Source organism: Hypericibacter adhaerens, assembly GCF_008728835.1.
Lineage (GTDB): Bacteria > Pseudomonadota > Alphaproteobacteria > Dongiales > Dongiaceae > Hypericibacter > Hypericibacter adhaerens.
The window spans coordinates 2110062-2127500 of record NZ_CP042582.1 but is presented as its reverse complement, the minus strand read 5'-3'; the positions used below and the strand labels follow the sequence as shown (position 1 = coordinate 2127500).

Here is a 17439-nt window from a genome sequence, read left to right as displayed (position 1 = left end):
GCCGGGAGACACGGACGGGCCGGCAGCAAGCCGCCGACCCGTTCCGAGGCCCGTATATAGGCGAGGCTTTTCATGCCGTCCAGAGGCTTTTTGACCCCGCCGTCAGCAGAGCCTGAGAATAACGGGGATAACTCGATGGCGGGGCTCAGAGAATCCCAAGCTGTCGCAGCTCCAGCAACAGCGCCGGCGGCAGCTCCTGCTCGCCTTTCTGCCGTTTTCCGAGGTCGGGCGGCGCATCCTTGGCCTCGAGATAGCGCCAGCCTTGGAAGGCCCGGTGCGGGCGCGGCTGGACCGGGGTCAGCTTCGGTGCGAAGCGGATCGCGCAGCGCTCGATCCCGTCCTTGCCGCGGCGCGGATCCAGACCCAGGATCGGCTGGCGCACCTGGATGAAGCCCTTGATCACCCAGTAGAGCGAGCCGCCTTCGAGGATCTCGTCGCGCCGCTTCGGCATCTGGCGCGTCACATGCTCGAGCTTGGGCTCCTTCCCCTTGCTCTTCGCCGCGCGGACTTTCTGCGCGATCCAGTCCTCGAGCTCGTCGATCCGATCGACGCCGACGCAGAGCTTGAGCAGATGCAACGTCATGCTCAATTCCTCGCCGCGCGTTTCGCCGCGAGCGCCTGCGCCACGCGCGAGGCCGGCTGACGCCCCAGCGCCTGGCAGATGAAAGCGCCGGCTTCGGCCAGCAGATCCAGATCGACGCCCGTCTCGATGTCGAGCCCCGTCAGCATATAGAGCACATCCTCGCTCGCCACATTGCCCGAAGCGCCCGGCGCGTAGGGGCAACCGCCGAGCCCGGCGACGGAGCTGTCGACGGTGGCGATGCCGAGCTCCAGCGTCGCGAGAATGTTCGACAGGGCCTGGCCATAGGTATCGTGGAAATGGACCGCGAGCCGCTCGCGCGGCACTTGCACCGCCACCGCCTCGACCATCGCCTGCGCCTTGCCGGGCGTGCCGACGCCGATGGTGTCGCCCAGCGAGATCTCGTAGCAGCCGAGATCGAGCAGCGCCTTCGAGACCTCGGCCACCTTCGCAGGCGCGATCGCGCCTTCATAGGGACAGCCCAGCGCGCAGGAGACATAGCCGCGCATCGGCACATGATCGCGCCCGGCAGCCTCCGCCACGGGCCGGAAGCGCTCGATGCTTTCGGCGATGGAGCAGTTGATGTTCCGCTGCGAAAAGCTTTCGGACGCCGCGGCGAAGATCGCGATCTCGTCGGCCTTTCCGGCCGCCGCCGCCTCATAGCCCTTGAGGTTGGGCACCAGCACCGGATAGCGCCGATCCGGCCAGCGCTCGATGCCGGCCAGCACCTCGGCGCTGTCGGCCATCTGCGGCACCCATTTGGGCGAGACGAAGGCGCCCGCCTCGATCTCCCGGAGCCCGCTCGCCGAGAGCTTGTCGATCAGCTGGATCTTGGTCGCGGCCGGCACCGGCTTCATCTCGTTCTGAAGCCCGTCGCGCGGGCCGACCTCGATCATGCGTACCGATCTGGGCAAGCGCATCTGACTGTCCTTCCCTGCCCCCGCCCTCAGCTCTGCCAGCCCGGCTTGCGCTTCTCGAAGAAGGCGGCGATGCCCTCGCGCGCCTCGGCACCCTTGCGCACCTTGGCAATGCGCGCCGCCGTATCCTCGATCATCGCGACATTGATGGGGCCGCGGCCGACCCGGCGGATGAGCTTCTTGGTGGCAGCCTGCGCCTCCGGCCCGCCCTGCAGCAGCATCTCGCTGTAGCGCGCCACGGCGGCCTCGAGATCCTCGACCACCTCGTGCAGCAGCCCCAGCTCGCGGGCGGTGGCCGCATCGAAGCGCTCGCCCGTCAGGAAATAGCGCCGCGCGGCCCGCTCGCCGATCGCCTGCACCACATAGGGACCGATCGTGGCCGGGATCAGCCCGATCCGGACCTCGGTCAGGCCAAAGACCGCCTGCGCCGTGCCGACCGCGATGTCGCAAGCCGAGACCAGCCCCACGCCGCCACCGACGGCAGCCCCCTGCACCGCCGCGATCGTCGGCTTGGGGATGAAATTGAGCCGCTGCAGCAGGAGAGCCAGGCGACCGGCGTCGGCGAGATTCTCCTCCTCCGAGAAGGCCGCCATGCGCCGCATCCAGTCGAGATCGGCGCCGGCGGAGAAGCTCTTGCCGTTGGCCGTCAGCACCAGCAGCCGGACGGAGGGGTCGTTCTCGGCCTCGTCGATCGCCCGGGTCAACTCATCGATCTGCACTTCGTCGAAGGCGTTGTGCTTCTCCGGCCGGTTCAGCACCAGCCGCAATACCGGACCGTTTCGCTCCTTGAGCACGCGCGACATGTCATGAACCTCAGAGCCGGAACACGCCGAAGCGCGTCTCGGGAATGGGTGCGTTCAGGCTCGCCTCGAGCGCCTGGATCAGCACCTCGCGCGTCCCGGCCGGATCGATGATGCCGTCGTCCCAGAGCCGCGCGCTGGCATAGTAAGGATGGCCTTGCGCCTCATATTGGGCGCGGATCGGCGCCTTGAAAGCCTCGTTCTCCTCGGCGCTCCAGCTCTGGCCCTTGGCCTCGAGATTGTCGCGCTTGATCTGGGCCAGGACCGAGGCCGCCTGCTCGCCGCCCATGACCGAGATCCGCGCGTTGGGCCAGGAGAAGAGGAAGCGCGGATTGTAGGCGCGCCCGCTCATGGCGTAATTGCCGGCGCCGAAACTGCCGCCGATGATCACGGTGAGCTTCGGCACCTGGGCACAGGCGACCGCCATCACCATCTTGGCGCCGTCCTTGGCGATGCCGCCCGCCTCGTATTTGCGGCCGACCATGAAGCCGGTGATGTTCTGCAGGAACAGGAGCGGTGTGCGGCGCTGGGCGCAGAGCTCGACGAAATGCGCACCCTTCTGCGCCGATTCCGAGAACAGGATGCCCTTGTTGGCGACGATTCCGACGGGGATGCCGCCCAGATGCGCGAAGCCGCAGACCAGCGTCGGTCCGTAGAGCGGCTTGAAGTCGTGGAACTCGCTGCCATCGACCAGCCGCGCGATCACCTCGCGCACCTCGTAGCCCTTCCGCAGGTCCATCGGCACGATGCCGTAGAGCTCCTGGGGGTCGTAGAGCGGCGGCCGGGATGTCTCGCGCGCGATGGCGCCCGCCCCTGCCTGGCGCAGGCCCGCCGTGCCGGCGTTGGCGAGAATCCGCCGCGCGATGCCCAGCGCATCGGCATCGTCCTTGGCGAGATGATCGGTCACGCCCGAGGTCCGGCTGTGCAGGTCGGCGCCGCCCAGCGCCTCGGCATCGACGATCTCGCCGGTCGCGGCCTTCACCAGCGGCGGCCCGCCGAGGAAGATCGTCCCCTGCCCCTTGACGATCACGGCCTCGTCCGACATGGCCGGCACATAGGCGCCGCCGGCGGTGCAGGAACCCATCACCACGGCGATCTGCGGCACGCCTGCGGCCGACAGGCGGGCCTGGTTGTAGAAGATTCGGCCGAAATGATCGCGGTCGGGAAAGACCTCGTCCTGGTTCGGCAGGTTGGCGCCGCCGGAATCGACCAGGTAGACGCAGGGCAGCCGGTTCTCCGCGGCGATCTCCTGGGCGCGCAGATGCTTCTTCACCGTCAGCGGGTAATAGGTGCCGCCCTTGACCGTCGCATCGTTGCAGACGATGACGCAATCGCGGCCCGAAACCCGGCCGATGCCGGTGAGGATGCCGGCCGCCGGCACCTTCTCCTCATAGACCTCGTGCGCCGCGAGCGGCGAGAGCTCGAGGAAGCGGGAGCCCGGATCGATCAGCTTCTGGATGCGCTCGCGCGGCAGGAGCTTGCCGCGGCCGACATGGCGCTCGCGCGCCGCGGCCCCGCCGCCCTCGGCGATCTTCTCCTGCAGGGCCCTGAGCTTCGCCACCTCGCCCGCCATCTGCTGGGCGCGCTCCTTGAACTCGGGCGTGTTCGGATTGACGGCAGTCGGAAGGGCAGCCATGGAGGGACGAGCTTACCTCGGGATCGCTAGGGATCGGTGGAGACCGACGGACGAGCCATGACGGAGAAGGCCGGCGCGGCGCTCACCAGCCGCCGCGCGCCAGCCATTCCTCGACCTGGCCGAGGCGATCATGACCCCAGAAGGGCTCGCCGTCGATATAGATGAAGGGTGAGCCGAAGACGCCGCGCTTGATCGCCTCGTCGGTGGCTTGGCGCAGGCGGTCCTTGATCGCAGGATCGTTGATCCCGGCCGCCAGGGCAGCGCCGTCGATCCCCATGGGGGCCGCCAATTCCGCCAGGGCGGCGGCATCGGCCGGGACCTGCCCCTCGCCGAAGATGCGCTGATAGATTCGCTTGGCGAAGCGGTTCGCCAGGGCCGCGTCGCGCGCCTCCAGCCAGTAGAAGGCGCGGCTGGCGGCGATGGCGGCAAAGGGAAACGGGGTCGGAAGCCGGAACGGCAGGCCGAGCCGGCGCGCCGAGCGCGCGAAATCATGCAGATGGTAGGGACCGCGCAGCGGCTGCTCCACCAGCGGCTTCTGCCCCGTCTCCTTGAACGCCACGCCCAGCAGGAACGGGCGCCAACGCACCGTCCGGCCGTGGCGGGCGGCCAGATCGTCGATCTGGCAGGAGGCGAGATAACCGTAGGGGGAGGAGAAGTCGAAATAGAACTCGATCGGCTCGGCCATTCTGTCCTGTTCTTCCTTCAGCCCGTCACCATGGCAGGACCGAGCCGTCATAGTTGAAGAAGCCGCCGCTGTCGGCAAGCTTCAGGGCCGACAGCTTCTGCCGCAAGCCGGACACGCTGCGCTGGGGCGAGATCAGCGCCGAGGGGCCCCCCATGTCGGTCTTGACCCAGCCCGGATGCGCCACCACGACGATGATGCCGCGGCGATGCCAATCGATGGCGAGGCTCTTCATCGCCGCGTTGAGGGCGGCCTTGCTGGAGCGGTAGGCATAGGAGCCGCCGCTGCCATTGTCGGCGATGCTCCCCATGCGGCTCGTCAGGCTCGCGACGATCTTGCCGCTGCCCATCTCGAGATTGGGCAGCAGGGCCTCCGCGACCCGCACGGGCGCGATGGAATTGATCTGGAAGACCTTGAGCCATTCCTCGGGGTCGGTCGAATCGTCGCCGCCGCCGACCCCGGCATTGTTGATCACGATATCGATGGCGTCGCCCTTCAGTTCCTTGACCAGATGGGCGATCTGCTTGTCGTCCGTCACGTCGAGGCGATGGATGGTGATATCGCCCTTGATCGCGGCCAGCGCCTCGGCATTTTTGGGGTCGCGGCAGCAGGCATGGATCTTCCATCCCTCCTCGGCATACTGGCGCACGAACTCGAGGCCAATGCCGCGGTTGGCACCGGTGACGAGGACAGTGTGCATGAGCCGGTCTCCTCAGCTGATCTGGAAATGGCAGTCCCTGATGTCGCCGCCGGGACCGTTGATCGGCGTCACATCCATCGGGCAGGCGGAAAAGGCCATGATCAGATCCATCTCCGCCCGCAGCAGGACATGGTCGCCACGCTTGGCCACGGTCGGCAGGAAGGCGATCTTGTGATCGGCACCGACGGGGATGTTCATCCACATGTTGAGCGGACAAGGCACCTCGGGCGGCGTCAGACCCAGCTCCCGCATCGCCGCGTGCAGATTGTCGGTGCAGTTGTCGTGGTAATCCTTGATGCCGAAATGGCGGTAGCGATGGGTGTCGCAGGCCGCCACCAGCGTGTCGTGAATACCGGGCGAGCTGTCCTCCAGCCAGGTCAGCATCGGCGTGCGCTTGTTGCTGCGCAGCGCGTCGCCCACGGCCGGGATGATCTTGCCGATCTGGGGCCGCGTATGCTCCATCGACATGAACTCGTGCAGGTCGTCGCTGCGGAAGGCCCAGGTGTCGAGCACCTGGGTCCCATGGGTGTTGACGATCTTGATGGTCTGCCCCGCCCTCATGCGCGCGGCCTTGCCGCGCCGGGCCGGGACCGCGGTCAGGCCGCTCACCGGTTCCTCCCCGGGCGATCCGGCGGGCCGCTCATGTCGCGCCGCGCCGTCACCTCGATCTCGATCTTCATGCGCGGATCGATCAGCTGGGCGACGACGGTCGTGTTGGCGGGCCGCGCCTCGCGGCAATATTGCCCGACCACCGGTGCGATCGCCTTGAAATCGGCGGCGTCGGTCAGGTGGATCTGGATCCGGACCATGTCCTTGAGCCCGGCCTTCGCCTGCCCCAGCGCCCACTCGATGTTGCGGAAGCATTGATGGGTCTGCTCGACCACATCGGGCGAGATCGTGCCGGCCTTGTAGTCGAAGCCGGTGGTTCCCGACACGAACACCCAGTCGCCGTCGACGATGGCCCGGCTGTAGCCCGCCAGTTCCTCGAAGCTCGATCCCGACGAAATCCGTTGGCGCGCCACGCTCATGCTCCCGCTTCGCTTCTGCTCTGGAAAAAAACCTTGGTGGAGAATCCCGCTAGGCCGTCTCTTCGAACAGCTCGCGGCCGATGAGCCAGCGCCGGATCTCCGAGGTTCCCGCCCCGATCTCGTAGAGCTTGGCGTCGCGCAGCAGCCGGCCGGTCGGATAGTCGTTGATATAGCCGTTGCCGCCCAGGACCTGAATCGCCTCGAGCGACATCCAGGTCGCCTTCTCGGCCGCGAACAGGATGGCACCCGCCGCGTCCTTGCGCGAGCCATGGCCGCGGTCGCAGGCCCTGGCCACAGCATAGACATAGGCGCGTGCGGCGTTGGCGATGGTGTACATGTCGGCGATCTTGCCCTGCATCAGCTGGAAGCTGCCGATCGGCTCGCCGAACTGCCTGCGCTCGTGGATATAGGGGATCACCACGTCGAGGCAGGACTGCATGATGCCGAGGGGGCCTGCCGCCAGCACCGCGCGCTCGTAGTCGAGGCCGCTCATCAGCACCTTGACGCCGGCGCCCTCGAGGCCCATGCGGCTGGCCTCGGGCACGAAGCAATCCTGGAACACCAGCTCGCCGGTGTTCGAGCCCCGCATGCCGAGCTTGTCGAGCTTGGGCGAGGTGCTGAAGCCCTTCGTTCCCTTCTCGACCAGGAAGCAGCTGATGCCCCGGGCGCCGGCATCGGGGTCGGTCTTCGCATAGACCACCAGCACGTCCGCGTCGGGCCCGTTCGTGATCCAGAACTTGGTGCCGTTGAGGACATAGCCGTCGGCGACGCGCTTGGCCTGCAGCTTCATGCTGACCACGTCGGAACCCGCCCCGGGCTCGCTCATGGCGAGCGCCCCCACATATTCCCCCGAGATCAGCTTGGGCAGGTATTTCCGCTTTTGCGCCTCGCTGCCGTTGCGGCGGATCTGGTTGACGCAGAGGTTGGAATGCGCGCCGTAGGAGAGCCCGACCGAAGCCGAGCCGCGGCTGATCTCCTCCATGGCCACGACATGCTCGAGATAGCCCATGCCGGCGCCGCCGAACTCCGGCTCGACCGTGATGCCGAGCACGCCCAGCTCTCCCATCTTCCGCCACAGGTCCTGGGGGAACTGGTTGCTGCGGTCGATCTCGGCCGCGCGGGGCGCGATCTCGCGGGCGGCGAAGCTCGCGACCTGATCGCGCAGCATGTCCGCCGTCTCCCCCAGATCGAAATCCAGCGATTGCAGCCGATTGTGGCCGGTTGTCGCCATGCCGAAACCCTCCCTGATGGCGCCGCGAAGCCTAGACCCTGATCACAGCAAGAACAAGGTTGCGAGGCCGAGGAAGGAAAAGAAGCCGAACACGTCGGTGGTGGTGGTGAGGAAGGGTCCGGCGCCGATGGCGGGGTCGATCTTGAACCGGGCCAGGGTCAGCGGGATCACGGTGCCGGCGATGCCGGCCCAGATCATGTTGAAGATCATCGCCGCCGCCAGCACCAGCCCGATCGGAATCCCGAAAAATATCGATGCAAACGTGCCCATGATCAGGGCGAAAACAGCCGCATTGATGGTGGCTACCGCAATTTCCTTTCCCACCACCCGCCAGATGTTGCTGCCGCGCGGCTGCAGATCGCGGGTCGCGAGCGCGCGGACCATCACGGTGATGACCTGCACGCCGGCATTGCCGCCCATGGCCGCCACGATCGGCATCAGGATGGCCAGCGCCACGATCTGCTCGATCGTGGCCTCGAACTGGGAGATCACGGTCGAGGCGATCGCCGAGTTGCAGAGCGTCACCACCAGCCAGCGGACCCGGCGCCAGGCGGTTTCGAGCGGCGGGGCATGGAAGTCGGTCTCGCTGACGCCCACGATGCCGAGCAGGTCCTCCTCGGCCTCCTCCTCGATGACATGGACCACGTCGTCGACCGTGATCACGCCCAGGAGCCGGCCCGCCTCGTCGACCACCGGCGCCGACATCAGGCCATACTGGCGGAAGAGATAGGCGACCGATTCCTGGTCCATGGTGGCCTTCACCGCGCGGAACTCGGTATGCATCAGCGCCTCGAGCTTCACGGCGCGCTTGTTGCGCATGGCGCGCGACAGCGGCACGGCACCGACCGGCTTGTGCATCGGATCGACCACGAAGAGGTCGTAGAAGTCGTCCGGCAAATCCTCGTTGGCGCGCAGATAGTCGATCGCCTCGCCCACCGTCCAGTGCTGCGGCACCGCCACCAGGTCGCGCTGCATCAGGCGGCCGGCGCTGTCCTCGGGATAGGTGAGGCCCTGCTCGATGACGGCGCGGTCGGCGGCGGGGATCGCCCGCAGGACGCGCTGCTTCTCGTTCTCGTCCAGGTCCTCGAGGATGTCGACCGCGTCGTCGGTCTCGAGCTCGGAGACGGCCTGCGCCACCTCGACCGGGCTCATCAGCCCGATCACCTCCTCGCGGACCGCCTCGTCGAGATAGTTGAGGGTCTCGGGCTCCAGGATGTGGCGGCAGACCTTGATGACGAACCGGCGCTCGTCCGGCGTCAGCTCCTGCAGCAGGTCCGCGAAGTCGGCGGGATGCAGCTCGTCGACCAGCTTCTCGATCTGCTCGAGATTGCCCTCGCCCACCGCCCGGCGCGCCCGGGCCACCGCCTCGGGCGAGACGCCATAGAGCGCCTCGGTCTCGGCCAGCTTGACCGCATCGGATTCGGGTGCCGGCTCGTCCGGGCGCCGTTCCAGGTCGGAATGCGGCGCCTCGCCGCTCACGGCCGGGCGGCCTCCGCAGCCCGCGCCGCCGCCTCCTGGGCGTCGACCACCGCGACGGCGGTCATGTTGACGATGCCGCGCACGGTGATGGAGGGAACGACCACATGGGCCGGCATGGCGATCCCCATCAGCATCGGCCCGACCGAAAGACCGTTGCCCAGCGTCTTCAGCAGGTTGAAGGAGATGTTGGCGGCGTCGAGCGTCGGCATGATCAGGAGGTTGGCCTGGCCCTTGAGCCGCGAGTTGGGGAAGAGCCTGAGGCGGATCTGCTCGTTGATGGCGGCGTCGCCATGCATCTCCCCTTCGATCTCGAGCTCCGGCGCCCGCTCGCGGATCAAGGCCAGCGCCGCGCGCATGAGCTTTGCGGTCGGCGTGTCGCGCGTGCCGAAATTCGAGTGCGAGATCAGGGCCGCCTTCGGCACGATCCCGAATTTCGGCACCGCCCGCGACGCCAGCAGCGTGAACTCCGCGATCTGCTCGGTGGTGGGCTCCGGCGTCACATGGGTATCGCCCAGGAAGAAGGTGCCGGTCGGCAGGATGAGCGCCGTCAGCGCATAGCTGTGGGAGACGCCCGGCGCCAGCCCGATCACATCCAGCACATGGGCCAGATGGCGGATGAACTTGCCCACGGTGCCGCAGATCAGCGCGTCGGCTTCCCCGCGCTTGACCATCAGCGCCGCGATCACCGTGGTGCGGGTGCGCACGATGGTCTGGGCCGAGGCCTGGGTCACGCCCTTGCGCTCGGTCAAGTTGTGATAAAGGGTCCAGTATTCGCGGAACCGGTGATCGTCGTCGGGATCGACCAGTTCGAAATCCTTGCCGGGCTGGATCCGCAGGCCCAGCCGCTTGATCCGGCTCGCGACCACCGCCCGCCTGCCGATCAGGATCGGCACCGCCAACCCTTCATCGACAACGGTCTGGACCGCCTGCAGGACCCGCTCCTCCTCGCCCTCGGCATAGCAGACGCGCTTCTTGTCGGAACGCGCGCGGTCGAACATCGGCTTCATCAGGAGGCCAGAGCGGAACACATACTGGCTGAGCCGGTCGTGATAGGCCTTGAGATCGGCGATGGGCCGCGTGGCGACGCCGCTCTCCATCGCGGCCTTGGCCACCGCCGGTGCGATCGCCACGAGCAGGCGCCGGTCGAAAGGCCGCGGGATCAGGTAGTCGGGACCGAAGCTCGGCACCTCGCCGCCATAGGCACGGGTCACCTCGTCGGTGATCTCCGCCTGCGCCATCTCGGCGATCGCCTTCACGCAGGCGATCTCCATCGCCTCGTTGATCGTGGTGGCACCGACATCGAGGGCGCCGCGGAAGATGAAGGGGAAGCAGAGGACGTTGTTGACCTGGTTCGGATAATCCGAGCGGCCGGTGGCGATGATCGCGTCATCGCGCACGGCCTTGACCTCTTCCGGCAGGATCTCGGGTGTCGGGTTGGCCAATGCCAGCACGATCGGCCGCGCCGCCATGGTCGCCACCCATTCGGGCTTGAGCACGCGCGGCGCGGAGAGGCCGAGGAAGATGTCGGCGTCCTTGAGCACCTCGGGCAGCTTGCGCGCGTTCGTGTCCTTGGCGTAACGCGCCTTGAGCGGGTCCATCTCCTCCTTGCGGCCGCGATAGACCACACCCGCGATGTCGGTGACGGTGATGTTCTCGGGCCTGAGGCCGAGGCGCACCAGGAGATCCAGGCAGGCCAGCGCCGCCGCCCCCGCGCCCGAGGTCACCAGCCGCACCGTCTCGATCGATTTGCCGACGATCTTGAGCGCATTGAGGATCGCCGCCCCCACGATGATGGCGGTGCCATGCTGGTCGTCATGGAAGACCGGGATCTTCATGCGCTGGCGGAGCTTGCGCTCCACCTCGAAACATTCCGGCGCCTTGATGTCCTCGAGATTGATCGCCCCGAAGCTGGGCTCGAGGCTGGCGATGATGTCGACCAGCTTGTCCGGGTCGCGCTCGGCGATCTCGAGGTCGAACACGTCGATGCCGGCGAAGGTCTTGAAGAGGACTGCCTTGCCTTCCATCACCGGCTTGGCGGCGAGCGGCCCGATCGCCCCGAGGCCCAGGACGGCGGTGCCGTTGGTGACGACCGCCACCAGGTTGGCGCGGCCCGTGACCCGGGCGGCCTCCGAGGGGTCTGCGGCGATCGCCTCGGAGGCGGCCGCCACGCCCGGCGAATAGGCCAGGGCCAGGTCGCGCTGGTTGGCGAGCGGCTTGGTCGCGACGATGGCGAGCTTTCCGGGGACCGGACGGCGGTGATAGTCGAGCGCGCTTTCGCGCAGATCTTCGGCCATGGGCGGGTTTTTGGGACTGACGCTGGTGAAACCGGGCCCGCGAGTATAGCCAGCGATTGTCTTGCTGCCACCGGGGTTTACGTCAGGTCTGGTAGACCCTAAATGAAGTGCCCGGAAAGGGTGCCAGAAGCGATGAAAAGGCCCCGGAAACGCCGAAGCCCGCACGGACAATGGCCGGCGGGCTTCAGGCCTCAGAATGGTGCGGTCGAGAAGACTCGAACTTCCACGGGTTGCCCCACAGCGACCTCAACGCTGCGCGTCTACCAGTTCCGCCACGACCGCATTGTCAGGGATGGGCTTGCCATCCGTGGCTGCGGGGGAATAGCAAATCGGGACCCGGCGATCAAGTTGAACCGGCTGCGGCCTAAACCCGCGGAAATCAAGGAGGATAGGCCCCTGTCCGAAAGCGCCCCCGAAACCCACACGCGGGTGGCCCCCGCCGCCCCGGTGGAATGGCGGGTCAGCGACGGGCTGACCCCCTACCCCGAGGCCGTCGCCGCCATGGAGGCGCGCGCCGCCGCCATCGCCCGGGGCGAGACCTCCGAGCTGGTCTGGCTGGTGGAGCACCCGCCGCTCTACACCGCCGGCACCAGCGCCAAGGCCGAGGACCTGCTGGAGCCCGGCCGCTTCCCGGTGTTCGAGACCGGCCGCGGGGGCCAGTTCACCTATCACGGGCCGGGCCAGCGCGTGGCCTACACCATGCTGTCGATCGCCGCCCGGGGCGGCGATATCCGGCGCTTCGTGCGCGATCTCGAGGAATGGATCATCCGTACCCTCGCCCGCTTCAACATCAAGGGTGAGCGGCGCGAGGGCCGCGTCGGGATCTGGATCGCCAGGCCGGGCGGCATCGAGGACAAGATCGCCGCGCTGGGCATCCGCGTGCGGCGCGGCGTCACCTATCACGGCATCGCCATCAATCTCGATCCCGACCTCGGCCATTTCTCGGGAATCGTGCCCTGCGGCATCCAGGGCGGCGTCACCTCGCCCTACGGCGTCACCTCGATGGTGCGCGAAGGGATCCTGGCCTCGATGCCGGAGCTCGACATGGCGCTGAGGGGGGCGTTCGAGGAGGTGTTCGGGGGAACCACTCTGTCACGTCATTCCCGCGAAAGCGGGAATCCATCCTGACCCAACGCGCCTGACGGCCCCATGGACCCCCGCTTTCGCGGGGGTGACGAAAGAGAGCGGTTCCCTCAGTCCTCCGGCTCCGGCTTGCCCCTCAACCGGTTGACGATCGTCGGCGCGAAGGCGGCGATGGCGACGAAGATGACCATCAGGAAGAGCGACACCGCCATCTGGATGACGGTGAAATTGGCGGAATCGGTGGCGACGAACCAGCCGGTGATGACGGCGGCGATCGCCATGATGATCCGAACGAGCCAGCCCAGCATTCCATCCCTCCCCGGCCTTCCCCGACGCTCAGGAAAGGATAGCAGCCCGATGCCCGTCCCGTCTCACGCGTCCGGCCATTGATGGAAGCCGCTCTCGTCGGGCTCCTCGGCATCGAAGCTATCGATGCCGCTGACCCTGGCGAGCGGCGGGCCCTTGCGGCAGAGATCCACCATCTCCTCGATCCGCGTCACGGGCCCCGCGAACAGAGCCTCCACCTGGCCGGACGAGAGGTTGCGCACCCAGCCCTTGAGCCCGCGCTTGTTGGCCTCGCTCACGGTCCAGGCACGATACCAGACGCCTTGAACCTTGCCGGAGATGACAATGCGTCGCGCGCTCATGCGAATTCGACGATCGGCTGGTCGACAGCGAGGCTGTCGCCCGGTGCCGCGTGGAGCTTGGCGACCTTGCCGTCGCGCTCGGCGCGCAGCAGGTTCTCCATCTTCATCGCCTCCACCACCGCCAGCTCCTGCCCGGCCTTGACCTCCTGCCCCGCCGTCACGGCGAGCGAGACCAGCAGGCCCGGCATCGGGGAGAGCAGGAAGCGCGACATGTCCGGCGCGGTCTTGACCGGCATGAAGCGGGCGAGCTCGGCCGCGCGCGGGTTCAGGACCTGCGCCGACAATTCGCTGCCGGCATGGGTGAGCTTGTAGCCGATCCCGACCCGGTCGATCTGCACCGAGATCGGCTGCCCGTTGATCCGGCCCTGATAGAGCGGGTCGCCGATGCGCCAGTCGCCGATCAGCTCGTGGCTCGCCCCGCCATTGATGACGGCGTAGCCGCCGGCCGTCTCGGCGATGGTGACGGGGGTGGGCTCGCGATCGACCATCACCACCCACTCGCCGCCGCTGGCGAGCCGGGGCGGACGCAACCGCCCGCTGATCTGCTGGTCGCGGGCCTGGGTGCGGTGATGGATCATGGCGGCGATGGCGATGAGCTGGCGCCGGCGCTCCTCGTCCAGCGGCGCGCCCTGGAATCCCTCGGGGAACTCGTCGGCGATGAAGTTGGTCGAGAGATTGCCGTCGATGAAGCGCGGATGGCCCAGCAATGCCGAGAGGAAGGCGATGTTGTGGCTGACGCCCCGGATATAGAAGCTGTCGAGCGCCTCGCGCAGGGCCGCGATCGCATGGCGGCGATCCGTGCCGCTGCCCACGACCTTGGCGATCATGGGATCGTAGAACATGCTGATCTCGGCGCCCTCATAGACGCCGCTGTCGATCCGCAGCTGCCCGACCCCGGCCGGCTCGTGATAGCGGACGAGGCGTCCCGTCGAAGGCAGGAAGCCGCGCAAAGGGTCCTCGGCATAGACGCGCGCCTCGACGGCCCAGCCTTCGAGCTTCACATCCTTCTGCTTGAAGCCCAGCTTCTCGCCGGCCGCCACCCGGATCATCAGCTCGACCAGGTCCAGGCCGGTGACGAGCTCGGTCACCGGATGCTCGACCTGCAGGCGCGTGTTCATCTCGAGGAAATAGAAGTTGCGCTGCTGATCGACGATGAACTCGACGGTGCCGGCGGAGCGATAGTTCACCGCCTTGGCGAGCGCCACGGCCTGCGCGCCCATGGCGGCGCGGGTCTTGGCGTCGAGGAACGGGCTCGGCGCCTCCTCGATCACCTTCTGGTGGCGGCGCTGGATCGAGCATTCGCGCTCGCCCAGATAGACCACGTTGCCATGGGCGTCGCCCAGCACCTGGATCTCGATATGGCGCGGATGCTCGATATATTTCTCGATGAAGACGCGGTCGTCGGCGAAGCTCGACCTCGCCTCGTTCGTGGCGCTGCGGAAGCCCTCATGGACCTCCTGGTCGTTGCGCGCGATGCGCATGCCCTTGCCGCCGCCGCCGGCCGAGGCCTTGACCATGACCGGATAGCCGATGTCGCGCGCGATCGAAACCGCCTCGGCCTCGTCCTTGATGACGCCCAGATAGCCCGGCACGGTGCTGACACCCGCCTGCTGCGCCAGCTTCTTGGATTCGATCTTGTCGCCCATGGCGCCGATCGCCTCGACGCCGGGCCCGATGAAGACGACGCCCGCCGCCTCGAGGGCCGCGGCGAACTTCCGGTTCTCCGAGAGGAAGCCATAGCCCGGATGCACCGCCTCGGCGCCGGTCTTCCTGATCGCGTCGAGGATACGGTCGATCACGAGGTAGCTCTGGGCCGAGGGCGCCGGCCCGATCGCGACCGCTTCGTCGGCCTCGCGCACATGCCGGGCGTCGGCATCCGCCTCGGAATAGACCGCCACGGTCTTGATGCCCATGGCGCGGGCGGTGCGAATCACGCGGCAGGCGATCTCGCCGCGGTTGGCGATCAGGATTTTCTTGAACATCACTCTTTGCTCAATGCGATTGGCTTGCAGCAGTCGGCTCGGGCCGTCTCCTGCCTTGCGAGAAACCCCGGCAATCCGGAAGCTGCGTGGGATGATTTTTCAGTTTCCAGCCCGTCACGTACGGGAATCCCGCAGCCACCGTCATGCGCGTCAGGCAGTTCAGGTTCGGCACCCACCAGTTGGTATCGTTGTCGCCGTACTCCTTGCCGACATAGAACTCCATCACAACCTCGGATCCGCCATAGCCCTTGCCCAGGCCACCGCGATAGACGCTGTAGTCGTCGAGGATGGCCGTCTCGATGCAGAGCAGATCGTCGGTCACCGCCGCCAGCCGCTCCAACGCGAGCAGAGGATGGCGAAGGTGGTAAAGCGTGCCAAAGAAAAAGACGACATCGAACCGGCCGAGCTGTTTCTCGGAGACATCGTAGACCGACATCTCGGTGCGCTGACACCGCGTCGCGTCGTAGCCGAGCGCATCGCGGCAAAAATCGAAGGTCGCCCAGGCACGACGATCGCCTTCCTTCAGAAGGCCGAGCCGATCGGAGAAATCGTCGATGGCGACGACCTGGCTGGCGCCCCGCTTCAGGGCCTCGAAGCTCCAATACCCGTCCCAGGCGCCGACATCGAGAACGCGCTTGCCGCTGAGATCGGCGGGAACCTTGTAGGCCGCGGCATCGACCGGCGCCGAACCGGGCGTCACGACGCCTCCCGGCAGCTCGATCCGATGGTACCAGAAGGGGAACCGATTGACGTCGTCCCGCAATGACATTGCCGGCAGACCTCCCGAACGGCAGAGCTAGAGCGGAATGTTGTCGTGCTTCTTCCAGGGATTCTCGAGCTTCTTGCCCTTGAGCATGGCGAGCGCCCGGCAGATCCGGCGCCGGGTCGAATGCGGCATGATCACGTCGTCGATGAAGCCGCGCGAGCCGGCGACGAAGGGGGTCGCGAACTTGGCTCGATATTCCTCGGTGCGTTGCGCGATCTTGCCGGCGTCGCCGATATCGGCGCGGAAAATGATCTCGACCGCGCCCTTGGGCCCCATCACCGCGATCTCGGCCGTGGGCCAGGCATAGTTCACGTCGCCGCGCAGATGCTTCGAGCTCATCACGTCATAGGCCCCGCCATAGGCCTTGCGGGTGATGACCGTGACCTTGGGCACCGTGGCCTCGCCATAGGCATAGAGCAGCTTGGCGCCGTGCTTGATGATGCCGCCATATTCCTGCGCCGTGCCCGGCAGGAAGCCCGGCACGTCGACGAAGGTCAGGATCGGGATGTTGAAGCAGTCGCAGAAGCGCACGAAGCGCGCGGCCTTGCGCGAGCTGTCGATGTCGAGGCAGCCCGCCAGCACCATCGGCTGGTTGGCGACGATGCCCACCGTCGCGCCGTCCATGCGGCCGAAGCCGATCAGGATGTTCTTGGCGAAGTCCGGCTGAAGCTCGAAGAAGTCGCCCTCGTCCACGACCTTGCGGATCAGCTCGCGCATGTCATAGGGCTTGTTGGGATTGGCCGGCACCAGCGTGTCGAGCGAGTCCTCGATCCGTTCGGCGCTGTCGGTCGTGGGCCTGACCGGCACGCCGTTGCGGTTCGATTCCGGCAGGAAGTCGAAAAAGCGGCGCAGCTGCAGCAGCGCGTCGACATCGTTCTCGAAGGCGAGGTCCGCCACGCCGGACTTGGCGGCATGGGTCATGGCGCCGCCGAGCTGCTCGTGGGTGACGGTCTCGTGCGTGACCGTCTTCACCACATCGGGCCCGGTCACGAACATGTAGGAGGAATCCTTCACCATGAAGATGAAGTCGGTCATGGCCGGCGAATAGACCGCGCCGCCGGCGCAGGGGCCCATGATCAGCGAGATCTGCGGCACCACGCCCGAGGCGGTGATGTTGCGCTGGAAGACCTCGGCATAACCCGCGAGCGAAGCGACACCTTCCTGGATGCGGGCGCCGCCGGAATCGTTCAGCCCGATGACCGGGGCTCCGACCTTCACCGCTTGGTCCATCACCTTGCAGATCTTCTCGGCATGCGCTTCCGAGAGCGAGCCGCCGAACACGGTGAAGTCCTGGCTGAAGACGAAGACGAGCCGCCCGTTGATGGTGCCGTGGCCGGTCACCACCCCGTCGCCGGGGATCTTCTGCTCCGCCATGCCGAAGTCCGAGGAGCGGTGCTCCACGAACATGTCCCATTCCTCGAAGGAGTCCGGGTCGAGCAGCAGCTCGATGCGCTCCCGGGCCGTCAGCCGGCCCTTGGCATGCTGGGCCTCGATCCGGCGGGTACCGCCCCCGGCCCGGGCCGCGGCGCGCTTTTCCTCGAGTTGGCGAAGGATTTCCTGCATCGGTGGGTGTTTCCAGCCGTTGGGGGGAGTAATTATTACAATTTTATGACA

The 17439-nt window shown here is 67.1% G+C and carries 17 protein-coding genes and 1 tRNA gene; 1 reads left to right on the top strand and 17 read right to left on the bottom strand.

The genetic code is table 11. The features are described 5' to 3' along the window. Positions 1–145 precede the first annotated feature (145 nt). From FRZ61_RS09265 to FRZ61_RS09210, 12 genes are all read right to left on the bottom strand, one after another. The gene (locus tag FRZ61_RS09265; RefSeq protein WP_151116859.1) at positions 146–583 is read right to left on the bottom strand and encodes a DUF1489 family protein; all 438 of its coding nucleotides are present in this window, start codon (positions 581–583) and stop codon (positions 146–148) included. Positions 584–585: 2 nt separating this feature from the next. After that, positions 586–1500, bottom strand: coding sequence for a hydroxymethylglutaryl-CoA lyase (locus FRZ61_RS09260; protein WP_151116857.1), 915 nt, complete (start codon positions 1498–1500; stop codon positions 586–588). 26 nt (positions 1501–1526) lie between these two features. After that, positions 1527–2300: an enoyl-CoA hydratase-related protein gene (locus FRZ61_RS09255; RefSeq protein WP_151116855.1), complete on the bottom strand. Its 774-nt coding sequence runs from the start codon at positions 2298–2300 to the stop codon at positions 1527–1529. 10 nt (positions 2301–2310) lie between these two features. Further along, positions 2311–3870 carry a carboxyl transferase domain-containing protein gene (locus FRZ61_RS09250; RefSeq protein ID WP_456077637.1) on the bottom strand — a complete coding sequence of 520 codons (1560 nt, stop codon included), beginning with the start codon at positions 3868–3870 and terminating at the stop codon, positions 2311–2313. 145 nt (positions 3871–4015) lie between these two features. Then, entirely contained in the window at positions 4016–4618 is a 603-nt protein-coding gene (locus FRZ61_RS09245) for a 2-hydroxychromene-2-carboxylate isomerase (RefSeq protein ID WP_151116851.1), read from the bottom strand. Between the two features lie 25 nt (positions 4619–4643). Next, complete coding sequence (locus tag FRZ61_RS09240; protein WP_151116849.1) at positions 4644–5315, bottom strand: SDR family oxidoreductase; 672 nt, start codon at positions 5313–5315, stop codon at positions 4644–4646. A gap of 12 nt (positions 5316–5327) precedes the next feature. After that, the gene (locus FRZ61_RS09235; protein WP_151116847.1) at positions 5328–5924 is read right to left on the bottom strand and encodes a DUF1989 domain-containing protein; all 597 of its coding nucleotides are present in this window, start codon (positions 5922–5924) and stop codon (positions 5328–5330) included. Continuing rightward, positions 5921–6343 (bottom strand): RidA family protein, encoded by a 423-nt coding sequence (locus FRZ61_RS09230; protein ID WP_151116845.1) that lies wholly within the window; start codon positions 6341–6343, stop codon positions 5921–5923. Before FRZ61_RS09230 ends, FRZ61_RS09235 begins: the two co-directional genes overlap by 4 nt. 49 nt (positions 6344–6392) lie before the next feature. Then, a complete protein-coding gene (locus tag FRZ61_RS09225) occupies positions 6393–7574 on the bottom strand; it encodes an isovaleryl-CoA dehydrogenase (RefSeq protein ID WP_151116843.1) in 1182 nt (393 codons plus the stop codon). Positions 7575–7616: 42 nt separating this feature from the next. Continuing rightward, positions 7617–9053 (bottom strand): magnesium transporter, encoded by a 1437-nt coding sequence (gene mgtE, locus FRZ61_RS09220; RefSeq protein ID WP_225309187.1) that lies wholly within the window; start codon positions 9051–9053, stop codon positions 7617–7619. After that, positions 9050–11347 carry an NADP-dependent malic enzyme gene (locus FRZ61_RS09215; protein WP_151116841.1) on the bottom strand — a complete coding sequence of 766 codons (2298 nt, stop codon included), beginning with the start codon at positions 11345–11347 and terminating at the stop codon, positions 9050–9052. The genes mgtE and FRZ61_RS09215 overlap by 4 nt, the downstream gene beginning before the upstream one ends. 197 nt (positions 11348–11544) lie before the next feature. Beyond that, a tRNA-Leu gene (locus tag FRZ61_RS09210) sits at positions 11545–11629 on the bottom strand. Between the two features lie 147 nt (positions 11630–11776). On the opposite strand from FRZ61_RS09210, the gene lipB reads away from it, so the two are divergent. Continuing rightward, the gene (gene lipB, locus FRZ61_RS09205; protein ID WP_263641759.1) at positions 11777–12475 is read left to right on the top strand and encodes a lipoyl(octanoyl) transferase LipB; all 699 of its coding nucleotides are present in this window, start codon (positions 11777–11779) and stop codon (positions 12473–12475) included. A 65-nt stretch (positions 12476–12540) separates the two neighbouring features. On the opposite strand, the gene FRZ61_RS09200 is transcribed toward lipB, so the two are convergent. From FRZ61_RS09200 to FRZ61_RS09180, 5 genes are all read right to left on the bottom strand, one after another. After that, complete coding sequence (locus tag FRZ61_RS09200) at positions 12541–12738, bottom strand: hypothetical protein (RefSeq protein ID WP_151116839.1); 198 nt, start codon at positions 12736–12738, stop codon at positions 12541–12543. 63 nt (positions 12739–12801) lie between these two features. Continuing rightward, a complete protein-coding gene (locus FRZ61_RS09195) occupies positions 12802–13077 on the bottom strand; it encodes an acylphosphatase (protein WP_151116837.1) in 276 nt (91 codons plus the stop codon). Then, a complete protein-coding gene (locus FRZ61_RS09190; protein ID WP_151116835.1) occupies positions 13074–15059 on the bottom strand; it encodes an acetyl-CoA carboxylase biotin carboxylase subunit in 1986 nt (661 codons plus the stop codon). The genes FRZ61_RS09195 and FRZ61_RS09190 overlap by 4 nt, the downstream gene beginning before the upstream one ends. A gap of 10 nt (positions 15060–15069) precedes the next feature. Continuing rightward, the gene (locus tag FRZ61_RS09185; RefSeq protein WP_151116833.1) at positions 15070–15828 is read right to left on the bottom strand and encodes a DUF1698 domain-containing protein; all 759 of its coding nucleotides are present in this window, start codon (positions 15826–15828) and stop codon (positions 15070–15072) included. A 27-nt stretch (positions 15829–15855) separates the two neighbouring features. Further along, positions 15856–17388, bottom strand: a complete 1533-nt coding sequence (locus FRZ61_RS09180; RefSeq protein WP_151116831.1) for an acyl-CoA carboxylase subunit beta — start codon at positions 17386–17388, stop codon at positions 15856–15858. Positions 17389–17439 lie beyond the last annotated feature (51 nt).

Excerpts from the sequence above, each read along its gene's own strand:
- FRZ61_RS09265 (WP_151116859.1), bottom strand. The coding sequence starts at position 583 with ATGACGTTGCATCTGCTCAAGCTCTGCGTCGGCGTCGATCGGATCGAC.
- FRZ61_RS09260 (WP_151116857.1), bottom strand. The coding sequence starts at position 1,500 with ATGCGCTTGCCCAGATCGGTACGCATGATCGAGGTCGGCCCGCGCGAC.
- FRZ61_RS09255 (WP_151116855.1), bottom strand. The coding sequence starts at position 2,300 with ATGTCGCGCGTGCTCAAGGAGCGAAACGGTCCGGTATTGCGGCTGGTG.
- FRZ61_RS09250 (WP_456077637.1), bottom strand. The coding sequence starts at position 3,870 with ATGGCGGGCGAGGTGGCGAAGCTCAGGGCCCTGCAGGAGAAGATCGCC.
- FRZ61_RS09245 (WP_151116851.1), bottom strand. The coding sequence starts at position 4,618 with ATGGCCGAGCCGATCGAGTTCTATTTCGACTTCTCCTCCCCCTACGGT.
- FRZ61_RS09240 (WP_151116849.1), bottom strand. The coding sequence starts at position 5,315 with ATGCACACTGTCCTCGTCACCGGTGCCAACCGCGGCATTGGCCTCGAG.
- FRZ61_RS09230 (WP_151116845.1), bottom strand. The coding sequence starts at position 6,343 with ATGAGCGTGGCGCGCCAACGGATTTCGTCGGGATCGAGCTTCGAGGAA.
- FRZ61_RS09225 (WP_151116843.1), bottom strand. The coding sequence starts at position 7,574 with ATGGCGACAACCGGCCACAATCGGCTGCAATCGCTGGATTTCGATCTG.
- FRZ61_RS09215 (WP_151116841.1), bottom strand. The coding sequence starts at position 11,347 with ATGGCCGAAGATCTGCGCGAAAGCGCGCTCGACTATCACCGCCGTCCG.
- FRZ61_RS09200 (WP_151116839.1), bottom strand. The coding sequence starts at position 12,738 with ATGCTGGGCTGGCTCGTTCGGATCATCATGGCGATCGCCGCCGTCATC.
- FRZ61_RS09195 (WP_151116837.1), bottom strand. The coding sequence starts at position 13,077 with ATGAGCGCGCGACGCATTGTCATCTCCGGCAAGGTTCAAGGCGTCTGG.
- FRZ61_RS09190 (WP_151116835.1), bottom strand. The coding sequence starts at position 15,059 with ATGTTCAAGAAAATCCTGATCGCCAACCGCGGCGAGATCGCCTGCCGC.
- FRZ61_RS09185 (WP_151116833.1), bottom strand. The coding sequence starts at position 15,828 with ATGTCATTGCGGGACGACGTCAATCGGTTCCCCTTCTGGTACCATCGG.
- FRZ61_RS09180 (WP_151116831.1), bottom strand. The coding sequence starts at position 17,388 with ATGCAGGAAATCCTTCGCCAACTCGAGGAAAAGCGCGCCGCGGCCCGG.